Source organism: Pseudomonas sp. GM_Psu_1 (assembly GCF_026544185.1).
Classification (GTDB): domain Bacteria; phylum Pseudomonadota; class Gammaproteobacteria; order Pseudomonadales; family Pseudomonadaceae; genus Chryseomonas; species Chryseomonas oryzihabitans.
The window spans coordinates 1-17,320 of record NZ_JALNUX010000001.1 but is presented as its reverse complement, the minus strand read 5'-3'; the positions used below and the strand labels follow the sequence as shown (position 1 = coordinate 17,320).

General features: G+C 68.4%; 17 protein-coding genes. 9 read left to right on the top strand and 8 right to left on the bottom strand.

Annotated features, from left to right (window positions below):
- Positions 1–19 precede the first annotated feature (19 nt).
- Together OXS31_RS00085 and OXS31_RS00080 are read right to left on the bottom strand one after the other, a co-directional pair.
- Complete coding sequence (locus OXS31_RS00085; protein ID WP_144954772.1) at positions 20–1,003, bottom strand: asparaginase; 984 nt, start codon at positions 1,001–1,003, stop codon at positions 20–22.
- 87 nt (positions 1,004–1,090) lie between these two features.
- Complete coding sequence (locus tag OXS31_RS00080) at positions 1,091–2,545, bottom strand: alanine/glycine:cation symporter family protein (protein WP_077171202.1); 1,455 nt, start codon at positions 2,543–2,545, stop codon at positions 1,091–1,093.
- 271 nt (positions 2,546–2,816) lie between these two features.
- Between OXS31_RS00080 and OXS31_RS00075 the strand changes: the two genes are divergently transcribed.
- A complete protein-coding gene (locus OXS31_RS00075) occupies positions 2,817–3,605 on the top strand; it encodes a helix-turn-helix transcriptional regulator (protein ID WP_074583405.1) in 789 nt (262 codons plus the stop codon).
- Here OXS31_RS00075 and OXS31_RS00070 read toward each other — a convergent pair.
- From OXS31_RS00070 to OXS31_RS00045, 6 genes are all read right to left on the bottom strand, one after another.
- Positions 3,602–4,807: a GGDEF domain-containing protein gene (locus tag OXS31_RS00070; protein ID WP_144954775.1), complete on the bottom strand. Its 1,206-nt coding sequence runs from the start codon at positions 4,805–4,807 to the stop codon at positions 3,602–3,604. The genes OXS31_RS00075 and OXS31_RS00070 overlap by 4 nt on opposite strands.
- Before the next feature lie 144 nt (positions 4,808–4,951).
- Positions 4,952–6,052, bottom strand: a complete 1,101-nt coding sequence (locus OXS31_RS00065) for a polyamine ABC transporter substrate-binding protein (protein ID WP_027600465.1) — start codon at positions 6,050–6,052, stop codon at positions 4,952–4,954.
- Positions 6,053–6,075: 23 nt separating this feature from the next.
- Positions 6,076–7,107, bottom strand: a complete 1,032-nt coding sequence (locus OXS31_RS00060; RefSeq protein WP_144954778.1) for a histone deacetylase family protein — start codon at positions 7,105–7,107, stop codon at positions 6,076–6,078.
- Positions 7,108–7,221: 114 nt separating this feature from the next.
- Positions 7,222–7,581 (bottom strand): cupin domain-containing protein, encoded by a 360-nt coding sequence (locus tag OXS31_RS00055; RefSeq protein ID WP_144954781.1) that lies wholly within the window; start codon positions 7,579–7,581, stop codon positions 7,222–7,224.
- A 46-nt stretch (positions 7,582–7,627) separates the two neighbouring features.
- Positions 7,628–8,629, bottom strand: a complete 1,002-nt coding sequence (locus OXS31_RS00050; protein ID WP_267396481.1) for an AraC family transcriptional regulator — start codon at positions 8,627–8,629, stop codon at positions 7,628–7,630.
- A 99-nt stretch (positions 8,630–8,728) separates the two neighbouring features.
- Complete coding sequence (locus OXS31_RS00045) at positions 8,729–10,162, bottom strand: aspartate ammonia-lyase (RefSeq protein ID WP_027598670.1); 1,434 nt, start codon at positions 10,160–10,162, stop codon at positions 8,729–8,731.
- A gap of 154 nt (positions 10,163–10,316) precedes the next feature.
- On the opposite strand from OXS31_RS00045, the gene OXS31_RS00040 reads away from it, so the two are divergent.
- From OXS31_RS00040 to purE, 8 genes are all read left to right on the top strand, one after another.
- Positions 10,317–11,222 carry a LysR substrate-binding domain-containing protein gene (locus tag OXS31_RS00040; RefSeq protein WP_027600461.1) on the top strand — a complete coding sequence of 302 codons (906 nt, stop codon included), beginning with the start codon at positions 10,317–10,319 and terminating at the stop codon, positions 11,220–11,222.
- 106 nt (positions 11,223–11,328) lie between these two features.
- A complete protein-coding gene (locus OXS31_RS00035; protein ID WP_027598664.1) occupies positions 11,329–12,267 on the top strand; it encodes a 4-hydroxyproline epimerase in 939 nt (312 codons plus the stop codon).
- Complete coding sequence (locus OXS31_RS00030) at positions 12,264–13,379, top strand: FAD-dependent oxidoreductase (protein WP_027600459.1); 1,116 nt, start codon at positions 12,264–12,266, stop codon at positions 13,377–13,379. Before OXS31_RS00035 ends, OXS31_RS00030 begins: the two co-directional genes overlap by 4 nt.
- Positions 13,373–13,609: a (2Fe-2S)-binding protein gene (locus OXS31_RS00025; RefSeq protein WP_042134880.1), complete on the top strand. Its 237-nt coding sequence runs from the start codon at positions 13,373–13,375 to the stop codon at positions 13,607–13,609. Before OXS31_RS00030 ends, OXS31_RS00025 begins: the two co-directional genes overlap by 7 nt.
- Complete coding sequence (locus tag OXS31_RS00020) at positions 13,606–14,841, top strand: FAD/NAD(P)-binding oxidoreductase (RefSeq protein WP_108582229.1); 1,236 nt, start codon at positions 13,606–13,608, stop codon at positions 14,839–14,841. The genes OXS31_RS00025 and OXS31_RS00020 overlap by 4 nt, the downstream gene beginning before the upstream one ends.
- On the top strand, positions 14,838–15,629 hold the full coding sequence (locus tag OXS31_RS00015) for an AraC family transcriptional regulator (protein ID WP_027598660.1): 792 nt from the start codon (positions 14,838–14,840) through the stop codon (positions 15,627–15,629). The genes OXS31_RS00020 and OXS31_RS00015 overlap by 4 nt, the downstream gene beginning before the upstream one ends.
- Positions 15,626–16,546 carry a dihydrodipicolinate synthase family protein gene (locus OXS31_RS00010; RefSeq protein WP_027598659.1) on the top strand — a complete coding sequence of 307 codons (921 nt, stop codon included), beginning with the start codon at positions 15,626–15,628 and terminating at the stop codon, positions 16,544–16,546. Before OXS31_RS00015 ends, OXS31_RS00010 begins: the two co-directional genes overlap by 4 nt.
- A gap of 372 nt (positions 16,547–16,918) precedes the next feature.
- A partial coding sequence (gene purE, locus OXS31_RS00005; protein WP_267396451.1) for a 5-(carboxyamino)imidazole ribonucleotide mutase occupies positions 16,919–17,320 on the top strand: 402 nt, incomplete at its 3' end.

The following is a 17,320-nucleotide window of genomic DNA, read 5'->3' as shown; positions in this document are numbered from 1 at the left end:
GCCGGCACCTAGCCGACGATCACAACTCCTCGCACAGATTCCGCCCGATCCACTCGGCCACCGCGGCGCGCTCCAGGCCGCAGCCGAGCAGGGCGTGCAGCTTGCCCAGGGCGGCTTCGCGGGTCATGCCGCGACCGGAGATGACTCCGGCGTCGGCCAGGCCGCTGCCGGCGGCGTAGGTGCCCAATTCCACGGTGCCACGGGCACCCTGGCTGAGGGCGACCACGGGGACCCCGGCGTCGCGCAGTTCAGCGAGGGCAGCGAGAAAGTCGGCGTCGTCCGCCGGCCCCGTGCCGCTGCCGTAGCACTCCAGCACCAGCCCCTGCACGCCACTGCCCATCAGGCCGCGCAGGACCGCGCCATCGACCCCCGGAAACAGCGGCAGCACCGCCATCCGTACCGGCTGGCGCGGCTGGTCGAAGCGCAGCGCGGCAGGTGCGGCGACGAGGGCGTCACCGCTGCGCGGCCGGGCGCTTGCCACGAAGGCTTTCCAGCCGCTGCTGGCCTGCTTGGTGCAGCGCGCCGCGGGCAGGCGTTCGCCATGGAATTGCACCTGAACTCCCGGCGCCAGTCCGCTCGAGAAGGCGGCGAAGCTGTCGGCCAGGTTGCCGTCGGCATCGCTGTCCGGCACGCCGGCCGGCAGCATGGAGCCGGTCAGCAGCACCGGGATGGTCAGGCCCAGCAGGCGGAAGGCCAGGGCGGCGGCGCTGTAGGCCAGGGTGTCGGTGCCGTGCAGCACCAGCACGCCGCGACAGGCCGGGTCCGTAGCGGCCGCAATGATCGCCTGGGCCATGCGCTCCCAGGCGGCGGGGGTCATGTTGGCGCTGTCGATCAGCGGCAGCAGCTCCTGCAGCCGCCAGGCCGGATTGCCCAGCTCCGGACGGCTGGCCAGCAGGGCCTGGATGCGCGCCTCGAAACCGGCGGCCGGGGCCAGGCCGGCGGCGGTCGCCTGCATGCCGATGGTGCCGCCGGTGTAGAGGATATGCAGGTAGGGTGAGTTCATGAGGGACTTCCTGATAAGACTGCCCCCACACGGGGTGGGGGCAGGAAAGCGGTCGCGGTCCGGGTCGGGACGACCCGGTGGCGGCGGTCAGTGCGCCTGGCGCGGCTGGGCGGCGCGGGCTTCGGCGACGGTCTCTTCCAGACGCTCCAGCGCCGGCCAGGCCTGGCGATCCAGGTCCAGGTCGCGGAACTGGTCGGCGTCGAACACCGGCTGGTCGACCCCGGCACGGCGCTGGGCGTCGTAGTCGTTGAGCACGCGCATGCCGACCTTGATCAGCAGGGCCAGGGCGATCAGGTTGACGAAGGCCAGGCAGGTCATGGTGATGTCGGCGAAGGCGAACACCGTGGTCAGGTTCTGCATGGAGCCCCAGCAGATCAGCACCAGCACCAGGCCGCGATAGCCGAGCAGCACGGCCTTGCCGCGGCCGAGCAGGTAGCGCAGGCCGTTCTCGCCAAGGTAGATGTTGTAGAGGATGCAGGTGAAGACGAACAGCGACAGGGCGACGCTAATGAAGATGCGACCCCAGTCACCGACCACCGCGGCCAGGGAATTCTGGGTCAGGACGATGCCATCGCCTTCGAAGCCCGGGGTGTAGAAGCCCGACAGCAGGATCAGCAGCGCGGTGCAGGTGCAGATGACGAAGGTGTCGAGGAAGACGCTGAAGGCCTGCACCACGCCCTGGGCGGCCGGGTGCTTGACCGCGGCCACGGCGGCGACGTTGGGCGCTGCGCCCAGGCCGGCTTCGTTGGCGAAGACGCCACGCTTGACGCCCATGGTGATGGCGGCGCCCAGCAGGCCGGCGAAGGCCGGTTCCAGGCCGAAGGCGCTCTTGACGATGGTCAGCAGGGTGCCGGGGACCAGGTCGATCTGGGTGACGATCACATAGAGGGTGACGGCGATGTAGGCCAGGGTCTTGACCGGCACCAGGATGTCGGAGACCGCGGCGATGCGCTTGATGCCGCCGATGAACACCAGGCCCAGCAGGATGGCCAGGGCGATCCCGGTGTACTGCACCGGCAGGCCGAAGGCGTTTTCCAGCGAATGGGTCACGGTAAAGGACTGCAGGCCGACGAAGGCGAAGCCGTAGGTCACCAGCAGCAGCGCCGAGAAGGCCAGTGCCATCCAGCGCTTGTTGAGGCCGTGCTGGATGTAGTACGCCGGACCGCCGACATAGAGGCCGTCGCCGTCGGCGCGCTTGTAGACCTGCGCGAGGGTGCACTCGAAGAAACTGCTGGCCATGCCGACCAGGGCGGTCACCCACATCCAGAACACCGCGCCGGGGCCGCCCAGGGTCACGGCCAGGCCCACGCCGGCGATGTTGCCGGCACCGACGCGACCGGCCAGGCTGAGCATCAGCGCCTGGAAGGAGCTCAGGCCATCACCGCTGTTGCGCAGGGAGTCCTTGAACACGGTGAACATGTGCGGGAAATGGCGCACCTGCACGAATCGCGAGCGCAGGGTGAAATAGCTGCCCAGGCCGACGATCAGCACGATGAGCACGTGGCCGGACAGGAAGTCGTTGAGCATTTCTAGGTAGTGCATGAAGAATCCTCGAGCATGCTAGTGATGCTCCAAGGCCGGCTCGCAAGCCTTGGGGCTATTATTGTGGAATATCCCGCCAGGGTCTGCTCCCGTCGTGGGGAGACGACGGCAACAGGCGCTGGGACGGGTCGGTCCGGGTGGAACGGGCAGTAGGTCGGACCGGGCGCCTAGATTCGGCTATCCCACCGGCGTGAACAATTCCGCGCCTCGCTTCAAAATGGCGCGACTTGATGCTAGTTTTCTGGCCGTCTGTCAAGCTCGGGCCGGACTCATGAGCGACTTTTCCGCCAATTTGCAGCTGCTCTGCCAGCGCCACCGCTCGATTGCCGCCGTCTGTCGCGCCGTCGGCATCAACCGCGCCCAGTTCAATCGCTACCTCAACGGGCAGAGCCGTCCGTCGCCCTACAACCTGCAGCGGCTGGCGGAATTCTTCGGCCTGCCGGTGGGCGATCTGCAGCTGCCGCAGCGGCAATTCGCGGCGCGCCTGGGCGCGCCGGTCGGCCAGGAAACGGGGTGGGCCGGGCAGGCCCTGGCCCTGTTCGGCGAGCGTCAGGAGGGCCTGGCGCGTTACCAGGGCTACTACCACGAATACTATCCGTCGCTGTCCACGCCGGGCGTGGTGCTCTGCGGACTGGTCTGGCTGTTCGCGGAAGCGGGTGTCTTCCGCTATGTGCGCTTCGAGCGCCTGCGTCGCCGCGGCGAGACCACCAGCCAGGCACGCTTTCGCTACCTGGGCCTGGCCATGAGCCTGGAAAGCCGGCTGTTCTTTACCGACTACGAATCCCTCACCGGCAACGAGTTGTCGCAGACGGTGCTGCTGCCCAGCGCGCGCAACCGTATCGATCGCCTCAACGGACTCAAGCTGGGCGTCAGCGCCTCCGACCGGCGCGAGCCGGCCTGCACCCGGGTGGTCTGGGAGTATCTGGGCACCCGGCCGCCGCGGGGGCGGGCCTATGCCCGCATCGGCCTCTACGACTGGCAGGATCCCAGCCTGGACGACGATCTGCGCCAGCGCCTGGCCAGCGTGGTCCTGATCGATCGGGTCTATCGCCTGGGCTAGAGGGATTCCTCCATCGCTGGGTGGCAGCGATCGCAGTCCTCGAGGATGGCGCGGTCGCGCCCGGCCTGCTTGGCCCAGTAGAGCTGGCGATCGGCGGCTTCGATAAAGCTCTCGGCAGAGTCGTGATCCGGCCGCGCACAGGCGCCGCCAATGCTCACGGTCACCCGCGGACCGGCCTGGGGCCCGAGGTGGGGGATCTCCAGGCGCCGTACCGCGTCGAGCAGGCGCTGCGCCAGCTTGGCGGCATCCTCTTCGCGCGACGGCGTGCAGAGGATGGCGAATTCCTCGCCGCCGTAGCGGGCCAGGCAATCGCCGGCGCGCAATTCGTCGGCCAGGGCGCTGGCGACCTGTTGCAGGCAGCGATCGCCCGCCGGATGCCCATAGCGGTCATTGAAGGCCTTGAAGTGATCGACGTCGATCATCAGCAGGAGCAGCGGCCGGGGCGGGGGATGGGCCAGGGCGGTGGCCAGGGCCTGCATCAGCGCCCGGCGATTGGCCACGCCGGTCAGGGGATCGGTGGCGGATTGCTGCGCCAGGAAGCGGTTGGAAGCGGTCAGCTCTTCGTTGCGCAAGCGGTCGCGCAGGATCAGCAGATAGCCTTGACGGCGGGCGCGCTCCATCCAGAAGTTGTTGAGCAGGGTAAAGCTCGCGGTGGCGAACGCCAGGGTCATGACCAGCGACGCCTCCAGGGCCGGCAGGCTATGCATCTGGGTGGCCAGGCCGATGGCCAGCAGGGCGATCAGGGTGTGGACCGCGGCCTGGCGCAGGGGCGGCGCGATGCAGCTGTTGGTGAAGAGCGTCATCAGCGGCATGGTCGCCAGCCAGAGGGCGCGATGCGCGGCATCGGTGGCCTCGACGTCGAGCAGCGGCGGCGCATAGGCCAGCAGGCAGGGCAGGATACCCAGCCACTCGCGCGCGGGATGTTCGGCACGTATCAACCCGAGCGCCAGCAAGACCAGCCCGCCGCCGATCACCACCAGCGCGCTGAGCAGGCTGATGAGCCAGAAGGCATCGGTCATCAGGATCCAGTCCCAGATCGAGAAGCTGGCGTAGGCGAGGATGGCCACGGTCAGGCTGATGCGCAGGTGCCGCCGGCGCGAACGGGCGATGTCGTGCTGGTAATGCCGTTCCAATACCGGTTCGAAGCGCAGGGCCCAGAAAGGCCGAGCCAGCGCTCGGGTGAGGGCGAGACTGAGGGACATGACGCCGTACCTGGCAGGTAAATCCAATGGGTCACTTCAGCACAATAAGTCCCTTAGCGCGATAGAGGGTTCCCGGACGCGGGGATGTAACCGCCGAATGGTAGCCATTGGCTACCATTCGGATGATCGTGGAGGACTCGACCTTCAATTACCGGCCTTGATACGACTCCAGGCACGGGTGCGGACCCGCTCGATGGGCTGCGGCAGCGGCTGCACCACATAGAGCTTCTTGAGCATCTCCGGGGTGGGCACCAGGTCGTGGTTGTCGCGGATGGCGGCGGTCACCAGCGGCATGCCCGGCTTGTTGGCGTTGGGGTAGCCGAGGTAATCGCTGATCCCGGCGATCACCTTGGGCTCGAGCAGGTAGTTGATGAAGGCATGGGCCTGGTCGACATTGGCAGCACTGGCCGGAATGGCCCAGGTGTCGAACCAGATGGGCGCGCCCTCGCGTGGCAGACGCCAGTCCACCACCACGCCGTTGCCGGCTTCCTTGGCGCGATTGCCGAACTGGTAGAAGCTGCCCGAATAGCCCACCGCCACGCAGATGTCGCCGTTGGCGATATCGGTCATGTACTTGGTGGAATTGAAGTAGGCCATGTAGGGGCGGATCTTCAGCATCAGCGCCGTGGCCTTTTCGTAGTCCTTGGCGTTGGCGCTGTTGGGATCCAGGCCCAGGTAGTGCAGCACCACCGGCAGGATGTCCGAGGGCGAGTCCAGCATGGCCACGCCGCAACTCTTGAGCTTGGCCATGTTCTCCGGCTTGAACACCAGGTCCCAGCTGTCCACCGGTGCGTCCGCCCCCAGCGCCGCCTTGACCTTGGCCGGGTTGAAGCCGATGAGGATGGTGCCGTACATGTAGGGCACGCCGTACTGATTGCCCGGGTCGTTGACCTCCAGCAGCTTGAGCAGCTCGGGATCGAGATTCTGCCAGTTGGGCAGCTTGCTCTTGTCCAGCTTCTGGAATACGCCGGCCTTGATCTGGGTTTCCAGGAACTGGTTGGAGGGAATCACCAGGTCATAGCCGGAGCGGCCGGTGAGCAGCTTGGCCTCCAGCGACTCGTTGCTGTCGAAGGTATCCCAGGTGACGCGGATGCCGGTCTGCTTGGCGAAGTCCTTGGGCGTCTCGGGCAGGATGTAGTCGGCCCAGTTGTAGACCCGCAGTTCGCCGGGATCGGCGGCCTGGACGGCGGTGGCGAGCAGGGCGCCACCGAGCAGGGCGGTGAGCGGACGCAGGAGGCTGTGCATGGTCGGATTCCTCGCGATAGGGATCAGGCGCCGTCGAAGGCGGCCAGGACGTTCACCGTGTTGATGCCGATCTCCGCCACGGCGTAACCGCCTTCCATGACGAACAGGGTCGGCAGGCCGAGCCGCGCCAGGCGTTCGCCCAGGCGCAGGTAGTCGTCGCTCTCCAGCTTGAACTGGGAAATGGGATCGGCCTTGAAGGTATCCACGCCCAGGGAGACCAGCAGCAGGTCCGGGGCATAGTCCTGCACGCGCGCCAGCGCTACCTCCAGGGCGGCGCTCCAGCTGTCCCAGGCGCTGCCGGTGGGCAGCGGCAGATTGAGGTTGAAGCCCTGGCCCGCCCCGCTGCCGGTCTCGTCGGCATAGCCGAGGAAGAAGGGAAATTCGAAACCCGGATCGCCGTGCAGCGAGAGGAACAGCACATCGTCGCGCGCATAGAAGATGTCCTGGGTGCCGTTGCCGTGGTGGTAGTCGACATCGAGGATGGCCACCCGCCGGGCGCCGCCGTCGAGGGCGGCCTGGGCGGCGATGGCGGCGTTGTTCAGATAGCAGTAGCCGCCCATGACATCGGCGGCGGCGTGGTGGCCCGGCGGGCGGCAGAGGGCGAAAGCGCTGCGGGCACCTGCGGCGACCTCGGCTCCGGCACTCAAGGCCACCTGGGCGGCGCTGTAGGCGGCCTGCCAGGTGCCGGCGGTGATGGGCGCGCCGCCGTCGAAGCTGTAGTAACCCAGGCGCCCGTGCAGGCTGGTGGGCGGCAGTACCTGGCGCAGTGTGCGCGCCGGCCAGGTATAGGGCAGCAGGTCCACGGTCTCGCCGCGGGCCGCCCATTCGTCCCAGGCGCCGGCGAGAAAGTCGAGATAGGCCGTGCTGTGGATGCGTGCCAGTGGCGCCCGGCCGAAGTCCTTGGGCGGCACTACCTCGCCGAGCTGCCTACGGTGACACTCGGCGAGGATGAATTCGACGCGCTGGGGCTTTTCGAAACAGGGCTGCAACTGGCCATCGATCAATTCGCAGCGGCCGTGATGCAGGGCGTGATCGGGACTGTGGTGGATGCGCATGGCGACTCCGGGCGGCGGGCTCTCTCCAGATTCTTGCCAGCCCGGCGGCCCGCGACGAGAGGCGCTGCGGCCAAAAGGGGATAGATCCGGCCAGATTGCGCCCGGCGTCGGCCATCAGCTGCCCTTGGCTTCGTAGACCACGAAGCGCTTCAGGGTCGGCTCCAGCACCTCCCAGGTGCCCTGGAAGCCGCGCGGCACGACAAAGCTGCTGCCGGGCCCGAGACGAGTGGCATGGCCCTGGTCATCGGTGACCAGATTCACCCCTTCGAGGATCTGGCAGTACTCCTCCTCTGTGTAGTTCACCCGCCACTTGCCCACCTCGCTGTGCCAATGGCCGACGGCGAACACGCCGCTGCCATCCTCGTAGTCGAGCCAGAGGCTCTGCAGCGGATCGCCCTCCAGGCGTTTTTCCGCCGGCAGGCGGTATTGATCGGTGGGTTGGCCGCGGTCCGCGAGCAGGGTCAGCGAGGGCATAGGGAATCCTCCATGGGGACGGGAAGCGCTCAGCATACGCCGGCCGCTAGAGTCGATAACCCCGCGGCGACTGGCCGCTCCAGCGGCGGAAGGCATGGCGGAAGCTGGCTGTCTCGCTGAAACCCATCGCCTCGGCGATGCGATAGATGGGCAGCCGCTCCTGGGCCAGCAGGTCGCGCGCCCGCGCGAAGCGCAACTCATCCAGCAACCGTTGATAGCTGCTGCCGCCGGCCTGCAGGTGGCGACGCAGGCTGCGCGGTGCCATGCCGAGGTGGCCGGCCAGGGCCGCGAAGGAGGGTGGGGCCGCCAGATCGGCACCCAGCAGGGTGCGGATGCGGGCGAGCAGGGCGCGCTGGCGATCCTGTTCGGGGGCGAGGCGGCCGCACTGCTCCAGGGCGTCACGATGGGTCACTGGATCGGCCAGTGGCAGCCCGCGATCAAGCCAGGCAGCGGGAAAGGCCAGGCCGTTGAAGGCGGCGGCGAAGGCCAGGGGCGTGGCGCCGAAGCAGTCGCCATAGCGCGCGCGATAGACCGGCTCGGGGTGCCGGAAGGCCACCTGCACCAGCGGCAGGGACGTACCCAGGAGGTCGCAGCAGATCGCCAGGAGCGAGGCCAGGCAGCACTCGGCGTTGCAGCGCTCCAGCTCGGGCGCGAAGGGATGGTCATCAGCCCTGAGCCAGGCCAGTTCGCCGTGGCGCTCCTGGCGCAGGGTGAAATAGGCGCCCAGCAGGCTTTGGTGGGCCAGGGCCGCCTGCAGCGCGGCGCCCAGGGTCGGGGCGCTGAGCAGGGCATAGCCGAGCAGGCCATAGCCGGAGACGCGCAGCCGCCAGCCCAGCAGCAGCCCCAGTTCGGGCGGTGCGACGGGGAGGGCGTTGGCGATGACCCGTTGCTCCTGGGCCAGGGTGATGAGCCGATGGGGCTGTTCGAGATCGTCCAGCCGCAGGCCGCTGCCGGCCAGCAGGGGCGCCGCCCGGGCGGGCGTGTCAGCCGCCAGTTGCTGGAGGACCAGAGACACCAGGTTGAGATTGATCAGACCGGACTGACGCATGGGCAAACTCCCCGGGGCGGTGGCAGCCTTCCAAGCAAGAAGGATACCGCGCCCGCGGGGAGTTGCCGTCGGTTACCGCTCAGGTCTGGCGTGCGGGACTCAGACCTTGGCTTTCAGCGGTACGAGTCGCGGGGCGATCATGTTTTCCGGGCGCAGGATGTCGTCCAGGGTCGCCTCGTCCAGCAGATTCTCCTCGCGCACCAGCTCCAGCACGCCGCGACCGGTTTCCAGCGCCGTCTTGGCGATGCGGGTGGAAGTCTCGTAGCCCAGGTAGGGGTTGAGCGCGGTGACCAGGCCGATGGAGTGCTCCACCTGGCGGCGGCAGTGCTCGACGTTGGCGGTGATGCCGGTGATGCAATGCTCGCGCAGCATGTCCATGGCGCGCTGCAGCAGACGGATGGAGTCGAAGATCTTGTAGGCGATCAGGGGTTCCATGACGTTGAGCTGCAACTGGCCACCCTCGGCCGCCAGGGTCAGGGCCAGGTCGTTGCCGATGATCTCGAAGGCCACCTGGTTGACCGCCTCGGGGATCACCGGATTGACCTTGCCCGGCATGATGGAGCTGCCCGGCTGGCGCGGCGGCAGGTTGATCTCGTTGATGCCGGTGCGCGGACCGCTGGAGAGCAGGCGCAGGTCGTTGCAGATCTTCGACAGCTTCACCGCGGTGCGCTTGAGCATGCCGGAGAACAGCACGAAGGCGCCCATGTCCGAGGTCGCCTCGATCAGGTCGGCGGCGGGCTTGAGCGGCTGGCCGCTGATCTCCGCCAGGCGCTGCACGGCCAGCAGCTGGTAGCCGGGATCGGCGTTGATGCCGGTGCCGATGGCGGTACCGCCCAGGTTGACCTCGGTGAGCAGTTCCGGCGCCAGGCTCTTCAGCCGCGCCAGGTCTTCGCCCAGGGTGGTGGCGAAGGCATGGAATTCCTGGCCGAGGGTCATGGGCACCGCGTCCTGCAGCTGGGTGCGACCCATCTTCAGCACCTCGGCGAACTCCACGCCCTTGGCGGCGAAGGCGGTGATCAGGCTGTCCAGGCTGGCGAGCAGGGCGTCATGGCCGAGCAGCAGGCCCAGGCGGATGGCGGTGGGGTAGGCGTCGTTGGTCGACTGCGCCATGTTGACGTCGTTGTTCGGGTGCAGGTGGCGATACTCGCCCTTGGCGTGGCCGAGCAGCTCCAGGGCCACGTTGGCGATCACCTCGTTGGCGTTCATGTTGGTCGAGGTGCCGGCCCCGCCCTGGATCATGTCCACCACGAACTGGTCGTGGAATTCGCCGCGAATGATGCGCGAGCAGGCGTCATTGATCGCCTGGTGCTTTTCCGCGGGCAGATGGCCCAGTCGGTGGTTGGCGTCGGCCGCCGCCTGCTTGACCATGGCCAGGGCCACCACCAGCTTGGGGTAGTGACCGAGGGGCACGCCGGAGAGGCGGAAGTTCTGCACGGCGCGCAGGGTCTGGATGCCGTAGTAGGCATCGGCAGGGACTTCGAGGGTACCGAGGAGATCTTTTTCGAGGCGGACGGATGATGCAGAGTCGGACATGATAGCGTTGGGCTTCGATCGAGCGGCGGGCGCCGCGATGCCCTAGAATCTAGGCTTGCCAGCCGATCTCGGCCAATGCCGATCCGCCAAGCCTCATGCCGGATCGGCATAACTCGGGTTGTGACCTCACGAGATCAGATGACGTATGGGTGCCATGAACATCGAATTCAAATGGCTGGAAGACTTCGTGGCCCTGGCGGCCACCTACAGTTTTTCCCAGGCCGCCGAAAAGCGTTTCGTCACCCAGCCCGCCTTCAGCCGGCGCATCCGCGCCCTGGAGGAAAGCGTCGGCCTGACCCTGGTGGACAGATCCCACACCCCGGTCAGCCTCACCGAGGCCGGGCAACTGTTCCTGGTCACGGCGCGCAGCGTGGTGGAGCAGCTGGGCGAGACGGTGCGCCACCTGCATCATCTCGAAGGCGGGCAGGGCGAGGTGCTGCAATTCGCCGCCGCGCACTCCCTGGCGCTGGGCTTCTTTCCGCAGTGGATCGCCGGCCTGCGCGGCCAGGGCCTGGCACTGGCCAGTCGCCTGGTGGCCACCAACGTCGGTGATGCCATCCACGCCCTGCGCGACGGCGCCTGCGACCTGATGCTGGCCTTCCACGATCCCGATGCCGCCCTGCAGATGGACCCGGAGCTGTTTCCTTCGCTGCACCTGGCGCACACCGCCATGCTGCCGGTCTGCGCCACCGATAGCGAAGGACGACCCCTGTTCCAGCTCGACGGGCAAAGCAGTGTGCCGCTGCTGGCCTACAGCGCCGGCGCCTTCCTTGGTCGCTCGGTGAATCTCCTGCTGCGCCAGCGCAAGTTGCGCGCCGTGACCCTCTATGAAACCGCCATGGCCGACAGTCTCAAGACCATGGCGCTGCAGGGCCTGGGCGTGGCCTGGGTGCCGCAGCTGTCGGTGGCCGCGGAGCTGGCCCGCGGCGAACTGGCCATCTGCGGCGATGCCGCCTGGCAGGTCGGCCTTGAGATCCGCCTCTACCGCTGTGCCCTGTTGCGCAAGCGGCTGGTACAGCAGGTCTGGCGGCATCTCGAAAAGCAGGGGCCCTCGAGCTGAAAATCTAGCCCTGATTGTGCTGATATCGGCTTTTGGATAGCCGACGTCCTGCAAGCCTTTTGTGCCGATCTGCGCGACACTGGCCTCTCTCTCACGGAGGTCAGCCATGCAGCGCATCCGCGTCATCGACTCCCACACCGGCGGTGAACCCACGCGCCTGGTGCTGGATGGTTTTCCCGAGCTCGGCCACGGCAGCATGGCCGAACGCCGCAGTCGTCTGGCCGGCGAGCACGACGCCTTCCGCCAGGCCTGCATGCGCGAACCGCGCGGCAACGAGGTGCTGGTCGGGGCGCTGCTCTGCGAGCCGGTATCGCCTGCGGCCAGTGCTGGCGTGGTGTTCTTCAACGAGGTCGGCTATCTGGGCATGTGTGGTCACGGCACCATCGGCCTGGTGGTCTCCCTGGCCCATCTCGGCCGGATCGGCCCCGGCGATCACCTGATCGAGACCCCGGTCGGCGACGTCACCGCCACCCTGCATGACGACGGCAGCGTCAGCGTGCGCAACGTTCCGGCCTATCGCTATCGCCACGCCGTCCGGGTGGAGATTCCCGGCCATGGCCCGGTCACCGGCGACATCGCCTGGGGTGGCAACTGGTTCTTTCTCTGTGCCGATCACGGCCAGCGCATCGCCGCCGACAATCTCGACGGCCTGCTCACCTTCAGCCTGGCCCTGCGTGGCGCCCTGGAGGCCGCCGGCATCACCGGCGAGCAGGGCGGGCACATCGATCACATCGAACTCTTCGCCGAGGATCCGGACGGCGCCGACAGTCGCAGCTATGTGCTCTGCCCGGGCCGTGCCTACGACCGTTCGCCCTGCGGCACCGGCACCAGCGCCAAGCTGGCCTGTCTCGCGGCCGATGGCGACCTGGCCCCTGGCGCCGTCTGGCAGCAGGCGAGCGTCATCGGCAGCCGTTTCGAAGCCCATTATCAGCCCGGCGACGAAGGCCGCATCCTGCCGGTGATCCGCGGTCGCGCCCATGTCATGGCCGAAGCCACCCTGCTGCTGGCCGCGGACGATCCCTTCGCCTGGGGTATTCCGGGGTGAAGCAGGTGGCGGACGTCCTCGTCGTCGGCGCCGGCATCGTCGGGGCCAGTTGCGCCGCGGCCCTGGCCGCGCGCGGCTGTCGCGTGCGGGTGCTGGACGCCGGCCTGCCTGGCGCCTCCGCCGCCGGCATGGGCCACCTGGTGGTGATGGACGACGACCCCGCCGAATTGACCCTGAGCGCACGCTCCCTGGCGCTCTGGCGCGAGCTTGTGCCCCAGTTGCCAGCCGCCGCCGACTACCGCAACTGCGGCACCCTCTGGCTGGCCCGCGATGCCGCCGAGCTGGATCTGATCGAGGCGAAGCGCCAGCGTCTGGACGCCCAGGGCGTCGCCAACCAGCCGCTGAACGCTGCGGCGACCGCCGCGGCGGAACCGGCTTTGACCGCCCTGGCTGGTAGCCTGGAGGTGCCCGGCGACGGCCTGCTCTATGCACCCGTGGTGGCCGCCTGGCTGCTACAACGCTCGCCGCTGATCGAATTCCAGCGTGCCCGGGTAAGCGCCGTCGAAGGCAGACGGGTGCGCCTGGATGACGGGCGCTGGCTGACCGCCGACGCCGTGGTGCTCGCCGCCGGCCTGCAGGCCGCCAGTCTCTGCCCGGACCTGCCGCTGGTGCCCAAGAAGGGCCATCTGCTGATCACCGACCGCTATCCCGAGCAGGTCCGCCACCAGCTGGTGGAGATCGGCTACGGCGCCAGCGCCCATGCCAGCAGTGGTGCCTCGGTGGCCTTCAACGTCCAGCCGCGCCCCACCGGCCAGTTGCTGATCGGCTCGTCGCGCCAGTTCGAGCGTCCGGACATGGCCGTGGAACCTGCGGTGGTCGGCCAGCTGCTGCGCCGCGCCCTGGATTTCCTGCCCGGTCTGACCCATACCTCGCTGATCCGCGGCTGGACCGGCCAGCGCGCCGCCAGTCCCGATGGCTTGCCGCTGATCGGCGCCCATCCCGATCAGCCCGGTCTGTGGCTGGCGGTCGGTCACGAGGGCCTGGGCGTCACCACCGCGCCGGCGACCGCCGAAGCCATCGTCAACGGACTGTTCGACGAGGGTTCCACGTTCCACGTGGAACCCTTCGCACCGGCTCGCTTCGCGACCACCCCGAGGAGCCTGGCATGCTGACCCTGTTCATCGATGGCGAGCGCCTGGAGATGCGTCCCGGCAGCCTGCTTACCGCGGCCCTGGCCAAGAGCGGCAATCCCGCCGCGCGCCGTTCGGTAGGCGGAGAAGCCCGGGCCCCTTTCTGCGGCATGGGCATCTGCCAGGAATGCCGGGTACAGGTCGACGGCGTGCGCCGCCTGGCCTGCCAGACGCCGTGCCAGGACGGCATGCAGGTGGAGCGCCTGTCATGAACGCCACGCGCTGCGATCTGCTCATCATCGGCGGCGGCCCGGCCGGTCTCGCCGCCGCCCGCGCCGCCAGTGGTCGGGGCCTGAGCCTGGTGCTGCTGGACGACAATCCCTTGCCCGGTGGTCAGATCTGGCGCGCTCGTGCGGGCCAGGTCGCCGCCGAAGTCGGTCAATTGCCGGCAGACGTCACCCTGCTTACCCAGACCCGCGTCGCCGCGGTCCTGGGCTCACACCAGCTGCTGCTGGAAGACGCCCACGGCAGCCGTACCCTGGATTTCCACACCCTGATCCTCTGCACCGGTGCCCGCGAACTGCTGTTGCCGTTCCCTGGCTGGACCCTGCCCGGAGTGACCGGCGCGGGTGGTCTGCAGGCGCTGATCAAGGGTGGCGTGGAGGTGGCCGACGAGCGCCTGGTGGTCGCCGGTACCGGTCCGCTGCTGCTGGCCAGCGCCGCCACCGCGCGCCAGGCGGGTGCCCGGGTCGCCCTGGTCGCCGAACAGGCCGAGCGCCGCGCGGTACTCGAGTTCGGTCTGCAGCTATGGCGTTGGCCGAACAAGCTGCGCCAGGCGCTGACGCTGGCTACTCCTCGCTATAGCCCCGGCACCTGGGTCGAGGCGGCGCTCGGTACCGACCGTCTCGAAGCCGTACGCCTGCGCCAGGGCGAGCGTCGCTGGGAGATCGCCTGCGATCGCCTGGCCTGTGGCTATGGCCTGGTGCCCAATGTCGAACTGGCCCAGAGCCTTGGCTGTGCGACCCTGGATGGCGCGGTGGCGGTAGATGACCAGCAGCGCACCAGCCAGCCGCACATCCTGGCCGCCGGCGAATGCACCGGCATCGGCGGCAACGAACTGGCCCAGGCCACCGGCCGTATCGCTGGTCTGGTCGCCAGCAGCCAGCTTGACGCCGTGGCCCCCGTGCAGGCCGAAGCCCGGGCCTGGCGCCGCTTCGCCGCCCAACTGGCTCGCACCTTCGCCCTGAATCCGGCCATTGCCCGGCTGGCCCAGCCGGATACCCTGGTCTGCCGCTGCGAAGACGTCGCCCTCGGCGCCCTGGTCGGCCATGCGGACTGGACCCAGGCCAAGCTGCGCAGCCGCTGCGGCATGGGCGCCTGCCAGGGCCGCATCTGCGGCCAGGCCACCCGCGTCTTGCTGGGCTGGACGCCCCCGGCGCCGCGCTTTCCCCTGCAACCCACCCGTATCGACAGCCTGTTGGCCCTGACCGAGGACGAGAGATGAACGCCGCCGCCCACCTGGACGCCCTGAGCCGCGCCCGGCCCGCCGACCTGCCCGCGCTGCTCGCCAGCCTGAGCCTGGTGGCGCCGCTGCTCGACGCCATCCCCGGCGTGGTGTTCTTCGTCAAGGATCTGGAGGCGCGCTATGTGCTGGTCAACCTGACCCTGGCCCAGCGCTGCGGCTTCGAGGACGTCAGCGAGTTGCTCGGCCGGACCGCCGAGGAAGTCTTTCCCGCACCCCTGGGCGGCGCCTACGCCGAACAGGATCGCCGCGTGCTGCGCGAAGGCCTGGCGCTGGACGATCAACTGGAATTGCACCTCTACGCCGGTCGTACCCCGGGCTGGTGCCTGACCCGCAAGCTGCCACTGCACGACGCCCAGGGCCGGCTGATGGGCATGGCGGGCATCTCCCACGATCTCCAGGCTCCGGCCGCCGATCATCCGGCCCACGCCAAGGTGGCCGAGGTCGATCGCTATCTGCGCGAGCACTATGCCCAGCCGCTCTCGGTAGGCGAACTGAGTCAGAGGGTCGGCCTGTCGGTCTCCCAGCTCGAACGCCAGTGCAAGCGCATCCTGCGCCTCACGCCCCAGCAGTTGCTGCACAAGGCCCGGCTCGACGCCGCCTCGCGCCTGCTGGCCCGCGACCTGCCCGTCACCGAGGTGGCCCTGGCCTGTGGCTATACCGACCACAGCGCCTTCAGCCGTCAGTTCCGCCGTCTCACCGGCCTGTCGCCCCGGCAATACCGCGACTCTCTCAAGCCCCGTTCCCGTCTGGAGGAAACCCCCGCATGAGCACTCCCCGCGTTAACTGGAGCGGCGTCTTTCCCGCCGTCACCACCCAATTCAACGACGACTTCTCGGTCAACCTGGAAAAGACCCATGGCGTGATCAGCAACCTGGTGCGCGATGGCGTCTCCGGCCTGGTGATGTGCGGGACCGTGGGCGAGAACACCTCCCTGACCCTGGAAGAAAAGATCTCCCTGGTGGAGGTCGCCAAGGACGCCGCCGGTGGTCGCGTACCGGTGATCTGCGGCGTGGCCGAATTCACCAGCCTCAATGCCACCCGCACCGCCCAGGCGGTCGGTCGCGCCGGCGCCGACGGCATCATGCTCATGCCGGCCCTGGTCTACTCGGCCAAGCCCCACGAGACCGCCGCCCACTTCCGCAGCGTGGCCAGCGCCCTCGACCTGCCGCTGATGGTCTACAACAACCCGCCGATCTATAAGAACGATGTCACCCCGGACATCCTCATCTCCCTGGCCGACGTCGACAACATCGTCTGCTTCAAGGATTCCTCCGGCGACACCCGTCGCTTCATCGACGTGCGCAACGAGGTGGGTGACCGCTTCGTGCTCTTCGCCGGTCTCGACGACGTGGTGCTGGAAAGCATCGCCGTGGGCGCCGAAGGCTGGGTCTCGGGCATGTCCAACATCTTCCCCACCGAAGGCGAAACCATCTTCCGCCTGGCCAAGGCCGGTCGCTTCGCCGAGGCCATGCCGCTCTACGAATGGTTCATGCCGCTGCTGCACCTGGATGCCCGCCCGGACCTGGTGCAGTGCATCAAGCTCTGCGAAGAACTCGCCGGCCGCGGCAGCGCCCTGACCCGTCCGCCACGCCTGGCCCTGCCCGACGCGGACCGCGCCTTCGTCGAACGCCTGATGGCCAAGGCCCTGGAAACCCGCCCGCAGTTGCCGGACGTGGGGATCTGAGGCAAGGCCTTATCGCGGCCATGGCGGTCCGCCGACGTGGCCGCTCTTACAGGTTCAGATACGACTGTAGGAGCGGCCCATGGCCGCGATAAAAACCACCCCTCACGCCGCGCCAATCCGCCCCCTCTCCCGCCTGCGGGAGAGGGCTGGGTGAGGGCGCTCTTCGGAGCGATCCCACCTCAAGCGTCCAGGTATCTAGCCCGCACCTCTCGCCCCACACCACCACCCATCCCATGAGCGCCACATCCTGTCTTCCAACCGACAGGCGATACCCGGCGCAGGGGCACGCTCCGCCCCGCTTTCGTCTATACTAGGCCGCTCATTTCCCAAGCCACGTCCACCGCGTGGCTTCTTCATTTCAGAGGCACGACGATGAGCGCACTCGTAGGCGTGATCATGGGCTCCAAGTCCGACTGGTCCACCCTGAGCCACACCGCCGACATGCTGGACAAGCTGGGCATTCCCCACGAAGTGAAGGTGGTCTCCGCCCACCGCACCCCCGATCTGCTGTTCCAGTACGCCGAAGAGGCCGCCGGGCGCGGTATCGAGGTGATCATCGCCGGGGCCGGTGGCGCCGCCCACCTGCCGGGCATGTGCGCTGCCAAGACCCACCTGCCGGTGCTCGGCGTGCCGGTGCAGTCGTCCATGCTCTCGGGAGTCGACTCCCTGCTGTCCATCGTGCAGATGCCGGCCGGTGTACCGGTCGCCACCCTGGCCATCGGCAAGGCCGGCGCCATCAACGCCGCGCTACTGTCCGCCAGCATCCTCGGCGGC